Source organism: Pseudomonas wadenswilerensis (genome assembly GCF_900497695.1).
Lineage (GTDB): Bacteria > Pseudomonadota > Gammaproteobacteria > Pseudomonadales > Pseudomonadaceae > Aquipseudomonas > Aquipseudomonas wadenswilerensis.
In genome coordinates this window covers 437,055-453,384 of sequence record NZ_UIDD01000007.1, presented here as the reverse complement: position 1 = coordinate 453,384, position 16,330 = coordinate 437,055, and the positions used below count along the sequence as shown (strand labels likewise).

The 16,330-nt window shown below is 64.0% G+C and carries 14 protein-coding genes; 10 read left to right on the top strand and 4 right to left on the bottom strand.

The window, feature by feature from the left end; genetic code table 11:
• Window positions 1-455: 455 nt before the first annotated feature.
• Together nosP and CCOS864_RS13135 are read left to right on the top strand one after the other, a co-directional pair.
• Window positions 456-1,619, top strand: coding sequence for a nitric oxide-sensing protein NosP (nosP, locus tag CCOS864_RS13140; protein ID WP_115086707.1), 1,164 nt, complete (start codon window positions 456-458; stop codon window positions 1,617-1,619).
• Entirely contained in the window at window positions 1,549-4,128 is a 2,580-nt protein-coding gene (locus tag CCOS864_RS13135) for a hybrid sensor histidine kinase/response regulator (protein WP_415842497.1), read from the top strand. The genes nosP and CCOS864_RS13135 overlap by 71 nt, the downstream gene beginning before the upstream one ends.
• On the opposite strand, the gene CCOS864_RS13130 is transcribed toward CCOS864_RS13135, so the two are convergent.
• A complete protein-coding gene (locus CCOS864_RS13130; protein ID WP_115086705.1) occupies window positions 4,106-5,113 on the bottom strand; it encodes an aldo/keto reductase in 1,008 nt (335 codons plus the stop codon). The two genes, CCOS864_RS13135 and CCOS864_RS13130, sit on opposite strands and share 23 nt — an antisense overlap.
• A gap of 127 nt (window positions 5,114-5,240) precedes the next feature.
• Window positions 5,241-6,575 carry an MFS transporter gene (locus tag CCOS864_RS13125; RefSeq protein WP_115087109.1) on the bottom strand — a complete coding sequence of 445 codons (1,335 nt, stop codon included), beginning with the start codon at window positions 6,573-6,575 and terminating at the stop codon, window positions 5,241-5,243.
• 161 nt (window positions 6,576-6,736) lie between these two features.
• Here CCOS864_RS13125 and CCOS864_RS13120 point away from each other — a divergent pair, with 161 nt between their 5' ends.
• Together CCOS864_RS13120 and CCOS864_RS13115 are read left to right on the top strand one after the other, a co-directional pair.
• Window positions 6,737-7,837 (top strand): sugar diacid recognition domain-containing protein, encoded by a 1,101-nt coding sequence (locus CCOS864_RS13120; protein ID WP_115086704.1) that lies wholly within the window; start codon window positions 6,737-6,739, stop codon window positions 7,835-7,837.
• A 110-nt stretch (window positions 7,838-7,947) separates the two neighbouring features.
• Complete coding sequence (locus tag CCOS864_RS13115; protein WP_115086703.1) at window positions 7,948-9,111, top strand: glycerate kinase; 1,164 nt, start codon at window positions 7,948-7,950, stop codon at window positions 9,109-9,111.
• A 23-nt stretch (window positions 9,112-9,134) separates the two neighbouring features.
• On the opposite strand, the gene CCOS864_RS13110 is transcribed toward CCOS864_RS13115, so the two are convergent.
• The gene (locus tag CCOS864_RS13110; RefSeq protein ID WP_115086702.1) at window positions 9,135-10,094 is read right to left on the bottom strand and encodes a site-specific integrase; all 960 of its coding nucleotides are present in this window, start codon (window positions 10,092-10,094) and stop codon (window positions 9,135-9,137) included.
• Window positions 10,095-10,273: 179 nt separating this feature from the next.
• Between CCOS864_RS13110 and CCOS864_RS13105 the strand changes: the two genes are divergently transcribed.
• Both CCOS864_RS13105 and CCOS864_RS13100 read left to right on the top strand, forming a co-directional pair.
• Window positions 10,274-11,245, top strand: coding sequence for a DNA-binding protein (locus tag CCOS864_RS13105; RefSeq protein WP_115086701.1), 972 nt, complete (start codon window positions 10,274-10,276; stop codon window positions 11,243-11,245).
• A 124-nt stretch (window positions 11,246-11,369) separates the two neighbouring features.
• Window positions 11,370-11,954, top strand: coding sequence for a hypothetical protein (locus tag CCOS864_RS13100; RefSeq protein WP_115086700.1), 585 nt, complete (start codon window positions 11,370-11,372; stop codon window positions 11,952-11,954).
• Window positions 11,955-11,966: 12 nt separating this feature from the next.
• On the opposite strand, the gene CCOS864_RS13095 is transcribed toward CCOS864_RS13100, so the two are convergent.
• On the bottom strand, window positions 11,967-12,479 hold the full coding sequence (locus CCOS864_RS13095) for a GNAT family N-acetyltransferase (RefSeq protein WP_115086699.1): 513 nt from the start codon (window positions 12,477-12,479) through the stop codon (window positions 11,967-11,969).
• A gap of 273 nt (window positions 12,480-12,752) precedes the next feature.
• On the opposite strand from CCOS864_RS13095, the gene CCOS864_RS13090 reads away from it, so the two are divergent.
• Genes CCOS864_RS13090 through argE form a run of 4 tightly spaced genes read left to right on the top strand, consistent with a single transcriptional unit; the run spans window position 12,753 to window position 16,320 of the window.
• Complete coding sequence (locus CCOS864_RS13090; protein WP_115086698.1) at window positions 12,753-14,069, top strand: flavin-containing monooxygenase; 1,317 nt, start codon at window positions 12,753-12,755, stop codon at window positions 14,067-14,069.
• Window positions 14,069-14,479: a RidA family protein gene (locus CCOS864_RS13085; RefSeq protein ID WP_003201555.1), complete on the top strand. Its 411-nt coding sequence runs from the start codon at window positions 14,069-14,071 to the stop codon at window positions 14,477-14,479. Before CCOS864_RS13090 ends, CCOS864_RS13085 begins: the two co-directional genes overlap by 1 nt.
• Window positions 14,480-14,489: 10 nt before the next feature.
• Window positions 14,490-15,164 carry a DUF1028 domain-containing protein gene (locus CCOS864_RS13080; RefSeq protein ID WP_115086697.1) on the top strand — a complete coding sequence of 225 codons (675 nt, stop codon included), beginning with the start codon at window positions 14,490-14,492 and terminating at the stop codon, window positions 15,162-15,164.
• Window positions 15,157-16,320: an acetylornithine deacetylase gene (gene argE, locus CCOS864_RS13075; protein WP_115086696.1), complete on the top strand. Its 1,164-nt coding sequence runs from the start codon at window positions 15,157-15,159 to the stop codon at window positions 16,318-16,320. Before CCOS864_RS13080 ends, argE begins: the two co-directional genes overlap by 8 nt.
• The last annotated feature ends 10 nt before the right edge of the window (window positions 16,321-16,330 follow it).

Below are 16,330 nucleotides of genomic sequence, written 5' to 3'. Positions count from 1 at the left end.
ATCGAGCGCGCAGCGGTCGCAATCCAGGCGCCGCATGATGTGCTGGTTGTACTGGCCTCATCGCTGGCAAGCCAGCTCCCACAGGTCTTGCACTGCCCCTGGGACCACAGCCAATCCTGTGGGAGCCGGACTTGCCGGCGATCGAGCGCGCAGCGGTCGTAATCCAGGCGACGCATGATGTGCTGGCTGTACTGGCCCCATCGCTGGCAAGCCAGCTCCCACAGGTCTTGCACCGCCCCTGGGAGCACTGCCAATCCTGTGGGAGCCGGACTTGCCGGCGATCGAGCGCGCAGCGGTCGTAATCCAGGCGACGCGTCATGTGCATGGCAAGCCAGCTCCCACAGGTTCCGTTCTACAACCAATGCCACCCACACCCAGTACCCAAGTAGCATTCGGCCCGCTCCCGAGCCTCCATAAACTGCCTGCATCCATCAATGCCCACCCAGGAGGCAGCCATGCAGCAGTTTCAAGCCGAGGGGGTGATCAGTGCCGTGTCGCGGGCCAGCGCCGCCGAGCTCGCCGCCCAGGAGCTGGCCAGCCAGCTGCTGCACCCGCACCTGGGCTTTGTGCTGTTCTTCTGCTCCGCCGAGTACGACCTGCCAGCCCTGGCCCAGGCCCTGCAACAGAGCTTCGGGGGCATCCGCCTGGCCGGTTGCACCAGTGCCGGTGAACTGACCCCCGACGGCTATGGCCGGGGCTGCATTACCGCCCTGGGTTTCGATCACCGGCAGTTTTCCATCGCCGCCGAACTGATCGACGCCATGCCGCAGTTCAGCCTAATCCAGGCCCAAGCCACGGTCGAGCGGCTGGTGGGCGAGTGCCGCAGCAACACCCTGGCGCCGATCAAGGGCCACAGCTTTGCCCTGACCCTGCTCGATGGCCTGTCGAGTCGCGAAGAAACCGTGCTGGCAGCGCTCAGCGCGGCGCTGGGCGACATCCCGCATTTTGGCGGCTCGGCGGGTGATGACAACTACCTCAACCACACCCACGTTTACTTCGACGGCGCCTTCCGCACGGGCGCCGCCGTGGTGCTGCTGGTCAATACCTGGCTGGAGTTCGAGGTGTTCACCACCCATCACATCGAGCCGCGCAGCGAAAAACTGGTGGTCACCCGCGCCGACCGCAACCTGCGCCGGGTCTACGAACTCAATGCCGAGCCGGCGGCGCTGGAATACGCACAACTGATCAATGTGCCGGTCAGCCAGATCAACCACCGCACCTTTGCCGCCCACCCGCTGGCGGTGCGCATCAACGAACGTTATTACGTGCGCGCTATCCAGCAGGTGCACGAGGACCTGAGCCTGAGTTTTTACTGCGCAGTAGAGAATGGCATCGTCCTTACCGCCATGCGCCCAGGGCCCTTGCTGCCCAATCTGGAAAACCTGTTCGAAGGGCTGCAACAGCGCCTTGGCCCCTTGCTGCTGACCATCGGTTGCGACTGTTTCCTGCGCCGCCTGGAACTGGAGGGCAGCGACAGCCTGGCCGAGGTCGGCAGCTTCCTGCGCCAACAGCGGGTGCTGGGTTTCAACTCCTATGGAGAACAGTTCAATGGCATGCACATCAACCAGACCTTCACCGGCGTTGCCATCGGACGGCCCCGTGGCCAGCTTGAACAGTGACCAGCGGCTGGCCGAGCTGCAAAGGGCCAACCACAAGCTGCTACGGATCAACGCCGCACTGATCGAACGCCTGGAGTCCGGCGCGGCGCGGCCGGACGACTCCTATGCGGCGTTCCAGCACTCGGTGGTGCTGGCCGAGCAGGTGCGCGAGCGTACCGATGCGCTGAACCAGACCCTGGTCGAGCTCAAGGCCAGCAACCACCTGCTCAGCGATGCCCGCTTGCGTGCGGAAACCGCTCACCAGCACCTGGTCGATGCCATCGAGAGTATCTCCGACGCGTTCGTACTGTTCGATCCGGACTTGCGCATCGTGCTGTTCAACAGCCGCTTCAAAGCGTTCTGGGCCAACAGTCGCATCCGCATCATCAGCGGCATGCGCCTGGCCGAGGTCAAGCGCCTGATGCACAGCAGCGGCCTGTTCCGCGAAGAGCAGCGCGGTGCCAGCGACGAGCACCTGCTGTATCGCCTGCAAGGTGGACGCTGGCTGCAGGTCAGCGAACGGCCGACCCAGGACGGCGGGCGGGTGATGCTGTTCACCGATATCACCGAGGTCAAGCACAGCGAAACCCGCCGCCGCGAGCAGGCGGTGGCGCAGAAGTCCTACTTGCTGCAACGGGCGGTCGACAACCTGTCCCAGGGCGTGGCCATGGTCAATGCCGATGGCGTGCTGGAGTTGTGGAACCGGCGCTTTCTCGAACTCAGCGGCCTGGCGCCGATCGCCGCGCACCGCAGTTTTACCGAGGTGATCGCCGACAGCGAACTGGCGCTGCTGACCCCGGCCAGCCGCGACGGCAACGGCCGCTGCGTGCATGAGCTGGAACAACGTCTGTTCGATGGCCGCATGTTGGAGATTCGCACCCACCCGCTGCCTACCGGCGGCTTCGTCAATACCTTCACCGACATCACCGAACGCTACCAGCACGCCGAGGCCCTGAGCGAAAGCGAACGCTGGATCCGGCTGATCACCGACCATGTACCGGCACTGATCGCCTACCTCAATGCCGAACTGGTCTACGAGTTCACCAACAAGGTCTACGAGCAGTGGTACTGCTGGCCGCCGGGGGTGATGCTCGGGCAAAAACTGCGCGAGGTGCACAGCCCCGAGCACTACCAGCGCCTGGAGGGCTACATCGAGCGGGCGCTGGCCGGCGAGAGCGTGACCTTCGAGTGCGCCGAAACTCACGTCAACGGCCAGCAGCGCTACATGCTGCGCTCCTACGTGCCCAACCGCCTGGCCGGTGGCGAGGTGGTGGGGATCTTCGTGCTGATCCGCGACATCACCGAACGCCGGCGCACTGCGGAGGCCCTGCACCAGGCCTACCAGAACCTCGAAGTGCGGGTGCGCGAACGCACCGCCGAACTGAGCCAGGCCAAGCAGGAGGCCGAGCAGGCCAACCTGTCGAAGACCAAGTTCCTCGCTGCCGTCAGCCATGACCTGTTGCAACCCTTGAATGCGGCGCGGCTGTTCACCAGTGCCTTGCTCGAACAGAGCAGCGCCAACCCGGCGCTGGTGCGCAACGTCAGCAACTCGCTGGATGACGTCGAGAACCTGCTCGGCACCCTGGTGGACATCTCCAAGCTCGATGCCGGGGTGATCAAGGCAGACCTGGCCAGCTTCGCCGTCAGCGACCTGCTCGACAATCTTGCCGCCGAATATGCCCATGCCGCCGCCAGTGAGGGCTTGCGGATGGCGTACGTGCCGTGCGGCCTGAGCGTGCACAGCGATATCCAGCTGTTGGCGCGGATCCTGCGCAACCTGCTCAGCAATGCCATACGCTACACCCCTGGTGGCCGCGTGTTGCTCGGCTGCCGGCGACGTGGCAAGGCACTGTGGATCGAAGTCTGGGACACCGGCATCGGCATCGCCGAAGACCGCCGCGAGGAAGTCTTCCAGGAGTTCAAGCGCGGTGACGTCCAGCGTCCGGATCAGGATCGCGGCCTGGGGCTCGGGCTGGCCATCGTCGACAAGATCGCCGGGATCCTCGGCCATCGCCTGCAGTTGCGTTCAGTGCCCGGCAAGGGCTCGATGTTTGCCATTGAAGTGCCGCGCAGCCGGCAAGCGCCGGAGCGGGTGGCGGAGCCTGACCTGAGCGAGCCGCTGCGCGAACGCCTGGAAGGCGCACGTATCTGGGTGCTGGATAACGATGCGGCGATCTGCGCAGGTATGCGTACGCTGCTTGAGCAGTGGGGCTGCGAAGTGGTGACGGCCCTGAGCGAGCAGGACCTGGCGCGACAGGTGGCAACCGACAGCGCCGAAGCCGACCTGCTGATTGCCGATTATCATCTGGACAACGGCCGCAATGGCGTCGACGCAGTGGCGGCGATCAACGCCCAACGGCGTACACCGCTAGCGGCGCTGATGATCACCGCCAACTATAGCAACGAGCTCAAGCAGCAGGTGCGCGAACTGGGCCACACCCTGATGCACAAGCCGGTGCGGCCGATGAGGCTCAAGGCCGCGATCAGCCACCTGCTGGGGACCGAACTCAGCGTGGCAAGCGCCCGCTGACGAAGTGCGCGCTGTCGTTGTAGCCGTGAGTCGAGGCGTGGCCGGGGGTGACCAGCGAATCGATGAAGGCTTCGTCTTCAGCGCTGATTTTCACCTCAAGGGCGCCGCTGTAGGTGTCCCACTGGGCCTCGGTGCGCGGGCCGACAATCGCCGAGCTGATCAGCGTGTTATTGAGTACCCAGGCAATCGCGAACTCGACCATGCCAACGCCCTTGGCCTGGGTATAGGCGTGGATCTTCTGGGCGATTTCCAGGGATTCAGGGCGCCATTCGGTTTCCAGGATGCGCTTGTCCTGGCGCCCGGCGCGGCTGTTGGCGTCGGGGCTGGCATTGGGCGCGTACTTGCCGCTGAGCACGCCCCGAGCCAGTGGGCTGAACGGCACGATACCCAGGCCGTGGTAGGCGGCCGCGGTGAACTGCTCGGGTTCGGCCTGGCGGTTGACGATGTTGTACAGCGGCTGGCTGACCACCGGCTTGGCCACGCCCAGGCGCTCGGCCAGGTTGCAGATCTCGGCGATGCGCCAGCCACGGAAGTTGGACACCCCCCAGTGGCGGATCTTGCCCTGGCGCAGCAGGTCGCCAATGGCGCTGACGGTGACCTCAAGCGGGGTGTTGTGGTCTTCGCGGTGCAGGTAGTAGATGTCCAGGTAGTCGCTACCCAGACGGGTCAGGCTGGCTTCGATGGCGTTGAAAATATGCTTGCGGCTCAGGCCGCTGCGGTTGGGCAGGCCCTCGGCAGGGCCGAAACCGACCTTGGAGGCGAGGATCCAGTCCTGGCGGTTGCGGGCGATGGCCTCGCCGACGATTTCTTCGCTGCGCCCGGCGTTGTACACGTCGGCAGTGTCGATGAAATTGATGCCCTGATCCCAGGCCTTGTCGATGATGCGCAGCGAGTCTTCGGTGCTGGTCTGCTCGCCGAACATCATGCTGCCCAGGGTCAGTGCAGACACCTGCAGGCCGCTTTGGCCCAGAGGACGGTAGATCATGATCGAAAGTCCCTTCGCGGTTGGAATTCGATCTGTTTTACACAGTTCCACCTCCGATTTAAAGCATCGCGGGGCAAGCCCGCTCCCACCTATTGCAGGAGCGGGCTTGCCCCGCGATGGGGGTGCCTCAGTTCACCGGTTCAGCCACCGCCCCGGCAGCCCGCACTCGCGAAACCCGCAACGCCACCAGGCTGCCAAACACAATCAAGCCCGCCAGCGAATACAACGCCGCATCGGTCGAGCCGGTCTGGTCCTTGATGAACCCGACCAGGTACGGGCTGAGAAAGCCCGCCATCTGCCCGACCGAGTTGATGATCGCCAGGCCCGCCACTGCGGTGCCGGCGCTCAGCAGCGCGGTGGGCATGGGCCAGAACATCGGCAGGCCGGTGAGGGCGCCCATGGTGGCGATGCTCAGGCCGATGATAGCGATCACCGGGCTGTGGGCGAAGTTGACCGCAATCACCAGGCCCAGGGCACCCATCAGCATCGGTACCACCAAATGCCAGCGGCGCTCGTTGCGCAGGTCCGCCGAGCGCCCGACCAGCAACATGAACACCCCGGCCAGCAGGTAGGGGATCGCGCTCAGCCAGCCGATCAGCAGGGCATCGTTGAAGCCCAGGTTCTTGATGATCGACGGCAGCCAGAAGTTGATCGCGTAAACCCCGCTCTGGATACAGAAGTAGACGAAACCGAAGGTCCAGATCAGCGGGTTGGCGAACACCGACAGTACGCTGTCGCTGGTGGTCGGCGGTTTGCTGGCGGCATCGGCCTTGAGGTCGGCCTCGATCATCTGCCGTTCAGCAGGGCTCAGCCACTTGGCTTTGGCGTAGCCGTCACTGAGCAGGAAAATTGCCAGAAAGCCGAGCAGTACGGTGGGCAGGCCCTGGATCAGGAACATCCACTGCCAGCCGGCCAGGCCATGCTGGCCGGCGGCGAAGTGATTGAGAATCCAGCCCGAGAACGGCCCGCCGAGCAAGCCGGACACCGGGATCGCCGACATGAACAGGGCCATGATCCGCCCGCGCCGGGTCGCCGGGAACCAGCGCGAAAGGTACAGCACGATGCCGGGGAAGAAGCCCGCTTCGGCGGCGCCGGTGAACAGGCGCAGCACGTAGAACTCCATGGGCGTGGTGACGAACAGCAGGCAGGTCGACAGCGTGCCCCAGGCGATCATCATCAGCGCGATCCAGCGCCGCGGGCCGAAGCGGTTGAGCGCCAGGTTGCTGGGCAGCCCGCAGAGCACATAGCCGATGAAGAAAATCCCGGCACCCAGGCCGTAGATGGTTTCGCTGAACTTGAGCGCATCGAGCATCTGCAACTTGGCGAAGCCGACGTTGACCCGGTCCAGGTAGTTGAACAGGTAGCAGATGAAGATGAATGGAATCAGCCGCAGGGTAATGCGCCGATACAGCGCATTGCGGGTGGCGTCTTGGCCTTGGTCAGGGGCAGGGCTGTATGACATGATTCTCTCTCTGTTGTTATGTTTATCGCCGCAGCCTGCATCGAGGCGGCTGCTGCTGCGAGTCTCGGTGAGCGGGCCGTGGCTGTCTTTGTGCTTTTGCACAGCATTTTGCCTGGCCTGCTGTGCCCCGGACCAATCATTGCGACAACAAGGATCCTCCCATGTTCGAACTGGACCATGACCTGGCACAAGACATCGTCGAGCGGGCGATGGCGATTTTGCCGTGCAACGTCAACGTCATGGACAGCCAGGGCCTGATCCTCGGCAGTGGCGAGCCGGAGCGCATCAACACCCGCCACGAAGGCGCGCAACTGGTATTGGCCAATGGTCGTATCGTCGAACTGGATGTGGAAGCAGCCAAGTGCCTCAAGGGCGTGCAGCCCGGGGTCAACCTGCCGCTGCTGCTCGACGGTCGGCTGATCGGTGTGCTTGGCCTGACCGGCGATCCCCAGCAGTTGCGCACCTATGGCGAGCTGGTGCGCATGACCGCCGAAATGCTCCTGGCCCAGCGTCACCTGCAGGTCGAGCAGCAATGGCGGCGCCAGCGCTGCGATGACTTGCTGGCGTTGCTGCTGGGTGGCTCCGGCGATTCACCGCGCCTGGTCGACGAGGCCCGGCAACTGGGGCTCAAGCCACAGCTGCCGCGCATTCCCTGCCTGTTCGAACTGGATGCCGGGCCCGCAGCCGAAGCGCTGGCCAGCTGGTTGATGAGTCGTTATCCGGACAGCTGGTGCGTCAGCCCGGCGCGGCAATCACTGCTCTGGTGCCGGCCCGCCACGGTGGTGCTCGATGAATCGAAGTTGCTGGATCGGCTGCAGCGTCACGGCTGGCAGGTCCAGCGCCTGGCCGCAGGGTCGGCGGCGCAAGGCCTGGAGCAGCTGCGCCGCGGTTATCGCCGGGTTCGCGACCTTCTGGCTTATGGGCGTGAAGTGCTGCCAGCCGAGCGCCTGCTGACCCTGAGCCGCTATCGGCTACCGGCCTTGCTGTGGCGCCACCGCAACGATGACGCCCTGGATGAGTTGCTCGAGCCGCTGCAGCGGATTCGCGCCAAGGACAACAGCGGCCAGTTACTGGCAACCCTGCGTGCCTGGTGCGCCCATGATGGCCAGAGCCAGGCCTGCGCCGATGCCCTGGGCATTCATCGCAACAGCCTGCGCTACCGCCTGGAGCGCATCGCCGAACTGAGCGAAGTCGACCCGCTGCGGCTGGAGGGGATGCTCAGCCTGTACCTGGGGTTGCAATTGCTGCCGGCCGGTAGCTGACTCGACTTTGGCCAAGTGCCAAACAAAGGCCGCCGGTTTTTGTGCATTCGACTGACGAACAATCAAGGCCCAACTGTCAGCATGCAGGCATCTGGATCAGGAGAATCCCCATGAAAATCGTCATCGCCCCCGACTCGTTCAAGGACAGCCTCAGCGCCGAAGGTGTCGCCGACGCCATTGCTGCAGGTTTTGCCCAGGTGTTGCCCCAGGCGCAACTGGTCAAGTGCCCGATGGCCGACGGTGGCGAGGGCACCATGGAGGCCATCGTTGCCGCCTGTGCTGGCGAGCTGCGCAGCCAGCGCGTGCGCGGGCCACTGGGGGAGGCGCTCGAGGCCGGTTGGGGGTGGCTGGGCGACAGTCACACGGCGATTATCGAAATGGCCACTGCCAGTGGCCTGCAGTTGCTCACGCTGGGCCAGCGCGATGCCTGCCGCAGCAGCACCTACGGGACCGGGCAACTGATCAGCGCGGCGCTGGACGCCGGCGCCCGGCGGATCATTCTGGCCATTGGCGGCAGTGCGACCAATGATGCGGGCAGCGGTATGCTGCGTGCGCTTGGCCTGCAGTTGTTTGATGCTGAGAATCAGCCGCTGGCTGAAGGCGGGCTGGCGTTGTCCCGGCTAGCCCGCATCGATGCCAGCGCGCTGGACTCGCGCCTGGCAGAGGTGCAGCTGGAAGTCGCCGCCGATGTCGACAACCCCCTGTGTGGCAGCAATGGGGCCTCGGCCATCTTCGGTCCGCAAAAAGGCGCCAGCCCCGAGCAGGTACAAGCCCTCGACCAGGCCCTGGGTCACTTTGCCGATCACTGCGCGCAACTGTTGGGCACTGACGTGCGTGATTTTCCCGGATGTGGCGCGGCGGGCGGTATGGGGTTCGCCGCCAAAGCCTTCCTGCAGGCCGCCTTCCGTCCCGGGATTGAGGTCGTGGCCGAACTGGCCGGTCTCGAGGCGGCGGTGCAGGGCGCTGACCTGGTGATTACCGGCGAAGGCCGCTTCGATGCCCAGACCCTGCGCGGCAAGACGCCGTTCGGCGTGGCCCGGGTAGCGCGGCGTCACGCCGTACCCGTGGTGGTGATTGCCGGCACCCTGGGCGAGGGCTACGAGCAGCTGTATGCCCATGGCATCGACGCCGCGTTTGCCTTGACCAGCGGCCCGATGAGCCTGGAAGCGGCCTGTGCCAACGCACCAGCCTTGCTCCAGGCGCGTGCTCGCGACATTGCCCGCCTGTGGAATTGCGCCCGCCAGACCTGTGGGAGCGGGCTTGCCCCGCGATGAGGCCAGCACCTTCACTATTTGTGTCAAGCCTGATCCGTCAGTAGCCCAGCGCTGCTGCCACCTTCGAGCAGCGCCAGTTCGCCAAACGACACCGACGCATCGATATAGCGCAGTGCCGACTTGGCATCCTTCCAGCCGACATAATTCATCAGGGCCTTGAGCTCCCAGCCATTGCTGGTCGCCCAGGTAGCAAAACCGCGGCGCAGTGAGTGACCGGTATATAAAGCCGCCGGTACACCCGCGCGCTCAAGGATGCGCCGCAACAGGCCGATCAGGCTGTTGCTGTTGAGCGCCTGTTCGCTCAGGTTGCCCCAGCGGTCGAGCTTGCGAAACACCGGCCCATGGGCAATGCCCGCCACCTCTAGCCATTGCAGGTAAGCCTGTACCGGGCACAGCACCTTCAGCGCCGGCGCCCGGTGACGCACGCCCAGCGCCTGGCGGTCGCCCTTGCTGCGGGGCAGGAAGATCGTCATGCCGACGCCTGCCTGCGCCTGGATATGCTCGACCTGCAGACGCGCCAGCTCATCGCCGCGGAACCCACGCCAGAAACCGATCAACAGCAAGGCCTTGTCACGACTGGCGCGCAGCAGCGCAGGCAGGTCGTGCCGGGCGCGGGCCTGGACAGCGTCATGCTCAATTGCCGCAACGGCTGTTTGCAGATGCTGTATCAGCAGCGGCGCTGCCTGCTTCGGTTCGCCAGGGTGGAGCGTGCGGATGCCCTTCAGCAGTTGGCGCACCATCGGCGCCTTGGTCGGGTCGGGAAAGCCCTGGCTGACATGCCATTGCCCGAGCGCTGCCAGGCGCTGCTTGAGGGTGCTGATCGAGTGGGTCTGGGCGTGGTCGGCGAGGTAGCGGGCGATGCTGTCTGCTGTCGCCGGCAAAAAGCCTCCCCAGCTCACTTCGAAGTGCTCAACGGCGGCCTGATAACTGCGCCGGGTGTTCTCCCGGGTGGCGGCCTGCAGATAGCGTTCGATGGGGTTCATGGCGGTGCTCCTGGCCAAACGTACCGACCTCGGCACTTCAGGCCGACATTTTAACCCTTAACATGCGATAAGCCGTGATTATTTCATCTTAGCACCAGATTCATCGATCACAGAATCAATGAATGAGATAGTATGTAAATACATGGTACGTAACACAGTATGAAATAGTAGGAGCTCACATGGCCCGTGGCGGTATCAATAAAGCATTAGTGCACAAGGCGCGGCAGGCGCTGCTGGCCCGTGGCGAGCATCCAAGTATCGATGCGGTACGTATCGAACTGGGCAATACCGGCTCGAAAACCACCATTCACCGCTATCTGAAAGAACTGGAAAGCCTGCAGCCAGCCGCGCCTACCACCGCGCCAAACCTCAGCGAGGCTCTGGCGACGCTGGTCGAGCAACTGGCTGAGCAGCTGCAGCAGGAGGGCGAGGCGCGCATCGAGCAAGCCCGTAGCGCCTTCGAACACGAGCGCCAGACGCTGCTGGCCCAGGTACAGATCAGCCAGCAGGCATTGGCGGCGCTGCAACAGCAGCATGAGATCCAGGCCGCGGCACTGGCCAGCGAATCAGAAGCTTTGGCCACTACCCGCAGCACCCTGCAAAGCGAGCAGACACGTAACGCCACGCTCAACCAGGCCGTGGGTGAGCTGAACCTGCGCCTGGCGGACAAGGACGAGCAGATCCGCTCGCTGGAAGACAAGCATCAGCATGCCCGCGACGCCCTGGAGCATTACCGCAACGCCAGTCGCGAACAGCGCGATCAGGATCAGCGTCGCCATGAGGCGCAGGTGCAGCTGCTGCAAGTGGAAGTGCGCCAGTTGCAGCAGACCCTGATCGTCAAACAGGACGAGCTGACCCGGCTCAACCGCGACAACGAAGGCTTGCTGGTACAGATCCGCGCGCTCAAGGATGCCCAGCGCGGCTTCAAGACCCAGGGCGAACGTCAGCAGGCGCAAATCCACGGATTGGAGGTGAAGCTTGCGCAGCTCAGCGGATCACGTGACGAACTGGAGAAACAGAACAAGGACCTGGCCTTGAGCCTGGCCGAGCGAGTCTCGGAGCTGCGCCGCCAGTTGCAGCTGATCGGCAAGCAGGAAGCGCAGCTGCGCCAGTTAGAGAAAAAAATTGAGCAACATCGGGACGCTGGATGAGTTTCACCCGCCAGGCAGGTGCGCGGTGGGGACTTTTCCTCATTCTCAGCGATTGGAACCTGAGATTAGCTTGATGGGGCGCGCTTTGCGCTTAGATCAAACTGAAGAACAGAGGAAATTGCCAATGCCGACGTATGATTACCAACCCGAGCGCTCATTTGTTGCCTATGTCCGTTCCACTACAGAGGGGCACGCGGGCACATTGGACACTTGGGAGTATCAGGAGGATTACCGCAATATAAATCCCGAAAAGCGCCTCAAGCAAAGTGACGGTTGGCTGACCTTCAATCTGCCACGGGACGCTGCGGCCCCCATGGGCTTTCTCTTTGCGTGCTTTTTTAACCCTGAAGAACAAAAACTTCTCTACCAGATCTGCGCTTACAATCCTGCAAGCGCCTTCCACGGCTGGTCAGTGGATATCAGTACCAATGACTATCTGGGGCTTTACCGCACGCCATTAGCCTATGGCAAAGGGCAATTCTGGAGCTTGCTCAGCAATGGCAAAGAGGTCGAGGCTCAACGCGGAGTACTATCGCCCGTCAGCCTTGTGCCGGAAGGAAAAAAAGCCATTAGGGTAGACAAACAACAAAAAGGCCCTGCGGTTCACAACACGCATAATCTTTATGCCAGCGTTGGCCGAGGGCAAACAGTCGACTTGGTGCTGGATATCATCGCTGTCAATGTTCCCGATATCCCGATGCCACGCTAGTCTGGCTCGGTATTAGCGAAGGGCAAGCGACATGGCGCAGCGCGCACTCGAATGCTGAGCGACTTCCACTTCCAGTAGCTGCGCAAGCGCGCCGTCCAGGTCGCCATCAGCGAGGCGCGTAAAGCCTAAGCGTGCATAAAAGGGGGCGTTCCAAGGGACGTGGGTAAAGGTCGTGAGCGTCAGTGCAACAAAGCCTTGAGTGCCGGCCCAGTCGCCCACGGCAGCGATCAGTCGCCGACCGTAGCCCAACCCTTGATAAGCCTGAGCCACTGACAATTCAACGATGTGCAGGTTGTGCCCCATGGCTTTCGTACAAATGAATCCTTGGGGCTCATCCTGTTGATCGACCACCACCCACTCCTGGTTTGAGGTGATGAATGCCATGTGCTCGGCGCTACTGAGCAGCGGTCCTTCGGCAATCCATTCCAGTCCTGGATGACAGGCAAAGGCCTGCGCTGCCGAACGTTCGACTGCGGGTAGTAAAGGTGCGTCTTCAGCGCGGGAAAGGCGGATGTTCAGGGACATGACGGCAACTGTGCAGGGTAAAGCTGCAGTGTCGTCAATCGTCGGCCGGTCCGCAACCGCGCTCGATCGCTGGCAAGCCAGCTCCCACAGGAGTTGTGGTGTGCAACATCTCTGTGGGAGCTGGCTTGCCAGCGATGGGCTGCAAAGCCGCCCCAGTTTTTTACTCTCTAACAACCATAAAAATCATAATTTCGCGTTTTCCCGCGCGCTCCCAGAATGCGACCTACACCCTCCCACGGCCATCCGCGTGGGACAACTCAGTAGGGCGCAGACATGACAACCAATAAAACCAAAATCGATACGCTTGTAGTTGGCGCCGGGCAAGCCGGTGTGGCCATGAGTGAACACCTGAGCCGCCTGGGCGTGCCGCACCTGGTGCTGGAGCGCAAGCGCATTGCCGAAGCCTGGCGCACTGGCCGCTGGGATTCGCTGGTCGCCAACGGCCCGGCCTGGCACGACCGCTTCCCGGGCCTGGAATTCGAAGGCCTGGACCCGGACGCCTTCGCCGGCAAGGACCAGGTTGCCGATTACTTCGAAGCCTACGCCCGCACGTTCAACGCGCCGATCCGCACCGGCGTCGATGTCACCCAGGTGGTGCGCAACAGCGATCGCCCGGGTTTCACTGTGCAAACCAGCGACGGGGTGATCGAAGCGCAGCAGGTGGTGGTCGCCACCGGCCCGTTCCAGCGCCCGGTGATCCCGCCGATTGCCGTGCAAGCGTCGAGCGTGCAACAGATGCACTCGGCCGCTTACCGCAACCCGCAGCAGCTGCCTGAAGGCGCGGTGCTGGTGGTGGGTGCCGGTTCCTCGGGCGTGCAGATCGCCGATGAACTGCAGCGCGCCGGCAAGCAGGTTTACCTCTCGGTCGGTGCCCACGACCGGCCGCCACGGGCTTATCGCAACCGTGATTTCTGCTGGTGGCTGGGCGTGCTCGGCGAGTGGGATGCCGAGACCATGCAGCCGGGCAAGGAGCATGTGACCATCGCCGTCAGCGGCGCCCGTGGCGGCCACACCGTCGATTTTCGCAAGCTGGCCCAGCAGGGCATGACCCTGGTCGGCCTGACCAAGGGCTTCGACAACGGGGTGGTCAGCTTCGAGGCCAACCTGGCCGAGAACATCGCCCGCGGTGACGAAAACTACCTGGCGTTGCTCGATGCGGCCGACGCTTACATCGCCCGCAATGGCCTGAACCTGCCGGAAGAACCGCAGGCGCGGGAGATTCTTCCCGACCCGCAGTGCCTGACCCAGCCGCTGCTGGAACTCGACCTGGCCAAGGCCGGCGTCAGCACCATCATCTGGGCCACCGGCTATTCGGTGGACTACAGCTGGCTGCAGGTCGACGCCTTCAAGGACAACGGCAAACCCAAGCACCAGCGCGGCGTGTCCAGCGAGCCAGGGGTCTATTTCGTCGGCCTGCCTTGGCTGTCGCGACGCGGCTCGGCCTTTATCTGGGGGGTGTGGCACGACGCCAAGCACGTCGCCGACCACATCGTAAAACAGCGCACCTACCTCAATTATCGCGACGCTTCGCAGCGCCAAGCCGAGCACCAAGCGTCCAGCCAACCTGTCAGCCTCATGGGAGCCCGTTGATGCCTACTCATACCCGTATTCGCATGTTCAACACTAAAGACACCTACCCCAACCAGACCCTGGACAACGACCTGTGCCAGGCCGTGCGTGCCGGCAACACCGTGTATGTACGGGGTCAGGTGGGCACCGATTTCAACGGCCAACTGGTCGGCCTCGGCGACCCACGGGCCCAGGCCGAGCAGGCCATGCGCAACGTCAAGCAACTGCTGGAGGAAGCTGGCAGCGACCTCAGTCATATCGTCAAGACCACCACCTACCTGATCGACCCGCGCTACCGCGAACCGGTGTACCAGGAGGTCGGCAAATGGCTCAAGGGCGTGTTCCCGATCTCTACGGGATTGGTGGTCAGCGCTCTCGGCCAGCCGCAGTGGTTGATGGAAATCGACGTGATTGCGGTCATCCCCGAATAAGGAGCGTGCCATGACCTTCTCCATCGTTGGGCGCTGCGCCGAAACCGGCCAGCTGGGCATAGCCATCAGCTCATCCAGCATCGCCGTCGGCGCCCGCTGCCCGTGGCTGCGCACCGGCGTGGGTGCGGTGTCGAGCCAGAACATCACCTTGCCGGCCCTCGGCCCGCAAATACTCGACGGCCTCGACGAAGGCCTGGCGCCACACCAGGCCCTGGACCGCGCTTTGACGCGCAACGGCTACAGCCAGTACCGCCAGGTGGCGGTGGTCGATGCCCAGGGCCGCACGGCGCTGTTCAGCGGCAACCATGCGCTGGGCATCAATAACGCCGTGGCCGGTGAGCAATGCGTGGCCGCGGGCAACCTGCTGGCCAACAGCGCGGTGATCGAGCGCATGGTCGAGGCCTTCGAAAACAGCGAGGGCTGCCTGGCCGCCCGCTTGCTGAGCGCGCTGCAGGCCGGCCAGGACGCCGGCGGCGAAGCCGGGGCGGTGCATTCGGCGGCGCTGTCGGTGGTCGGCGAGCTGGTCTGGCCGATCGTTGACCTGCGCGTGGACTGGGCCGAGGAAAACCCCATTGGCGAGCTGAACAAACTCTGGGCCGCTTATCAGCCGCAGTTGCAGGACTACCTGACCCGCGCCCTCAACCCGACCCTGGCGCCGAGCTACGGAGTGCCGGGCGATGAGTGAGCTGCGCAGCCGTGCATTGCTGGCCAGGCTGATTGGCTTTGCCACGGTCAGCCGCGATTCGAACCTGGCCCTGATCGAGTTCGTCCGCGACTACCTGCACGGCCTGGGCGTGAGCTGCGAGCTGATCTACAACACGGAGCGGACCAAGGCCAACCTGCTGGCCAGCATTGGCCCGGCAGTGGCGGGCGGTGTGGTGTTGTCGGGGCATACCGACGTGGTGCCGATCGACGGTCAGCCGTGGACGCTCGAGCCGTTCAGCCTCACCGAGCGCGACGGCAAGCTGTACGGCCGTGGCGCCGCCGACATGAAAGGCTACCTGGCCTCGGTGCTGGCGGCAGTGCCGGTGTTTCTCGCCAGCCCCCTGCGCCGGCCGGTGCACCTGGCGTTCTCCTATGACGAGGAGGTCGGTTGCCTGGGCGTGCGCAGCTTGCTGGACGGGCTGCCCCAGCGCATCCCGCAACCGGCGCTGTGCCTGATCGGCGAACCCACCGAGCTCAAACCGGTGCTCGGCCACAAGGGCAAGCTGGCCATGCGTTGCCATGTGCACGGTGCGCCGTGCCATTCGGCCTATGCGCCTTATGGCGTCAACGCCATCGAGCAGGCGGCGCGGCTGATCGGGCGCCTGGGCGAGATCGGCCAGCGCCTGGCGGCGCCGGAGCATCACGATGCGCGCTTTGATCCGGCGTTCTCGACCGTGCAGGTCGGGGTGATCCACGGCGGCACGGCGCTGAACATCGTCCCGGCCGATTGCCGCTTCGACTTTGAAGTGCGTGCCTTGCCGGCCTTCGCGCCGCAGGCGGTGGTGGACGAGCTGCAAGCCTACGCAGAGCAAACGCTGCTGCCGGCCATGCAAGCGGTCAAGGCCGACACGGCGATTCGCTTCGAAGCGATTTCGGCCTATCCGGGCCTGGCCACCGCGCCTGAAAGCGCGGCGGCGCGACTGGTGGCGCAGCTGTGCGGCAGCGACGCCTTCAGCACCGTGGCCTTTGGTACCGAAGGCGGCTTGTTCGACCAGGCCGGGATCCCGGCCGTGGTGTGCGGGCCGGGCAGCATGGACCAGGGCCACAAGCCGGATGAATTTGTCAGCGTCGAGCAGATGGCGGCCTGTGACCGCTTGATGGACCGCCTGGCCGAATACCTCTCCAACAACGGATAACAACAAGGAG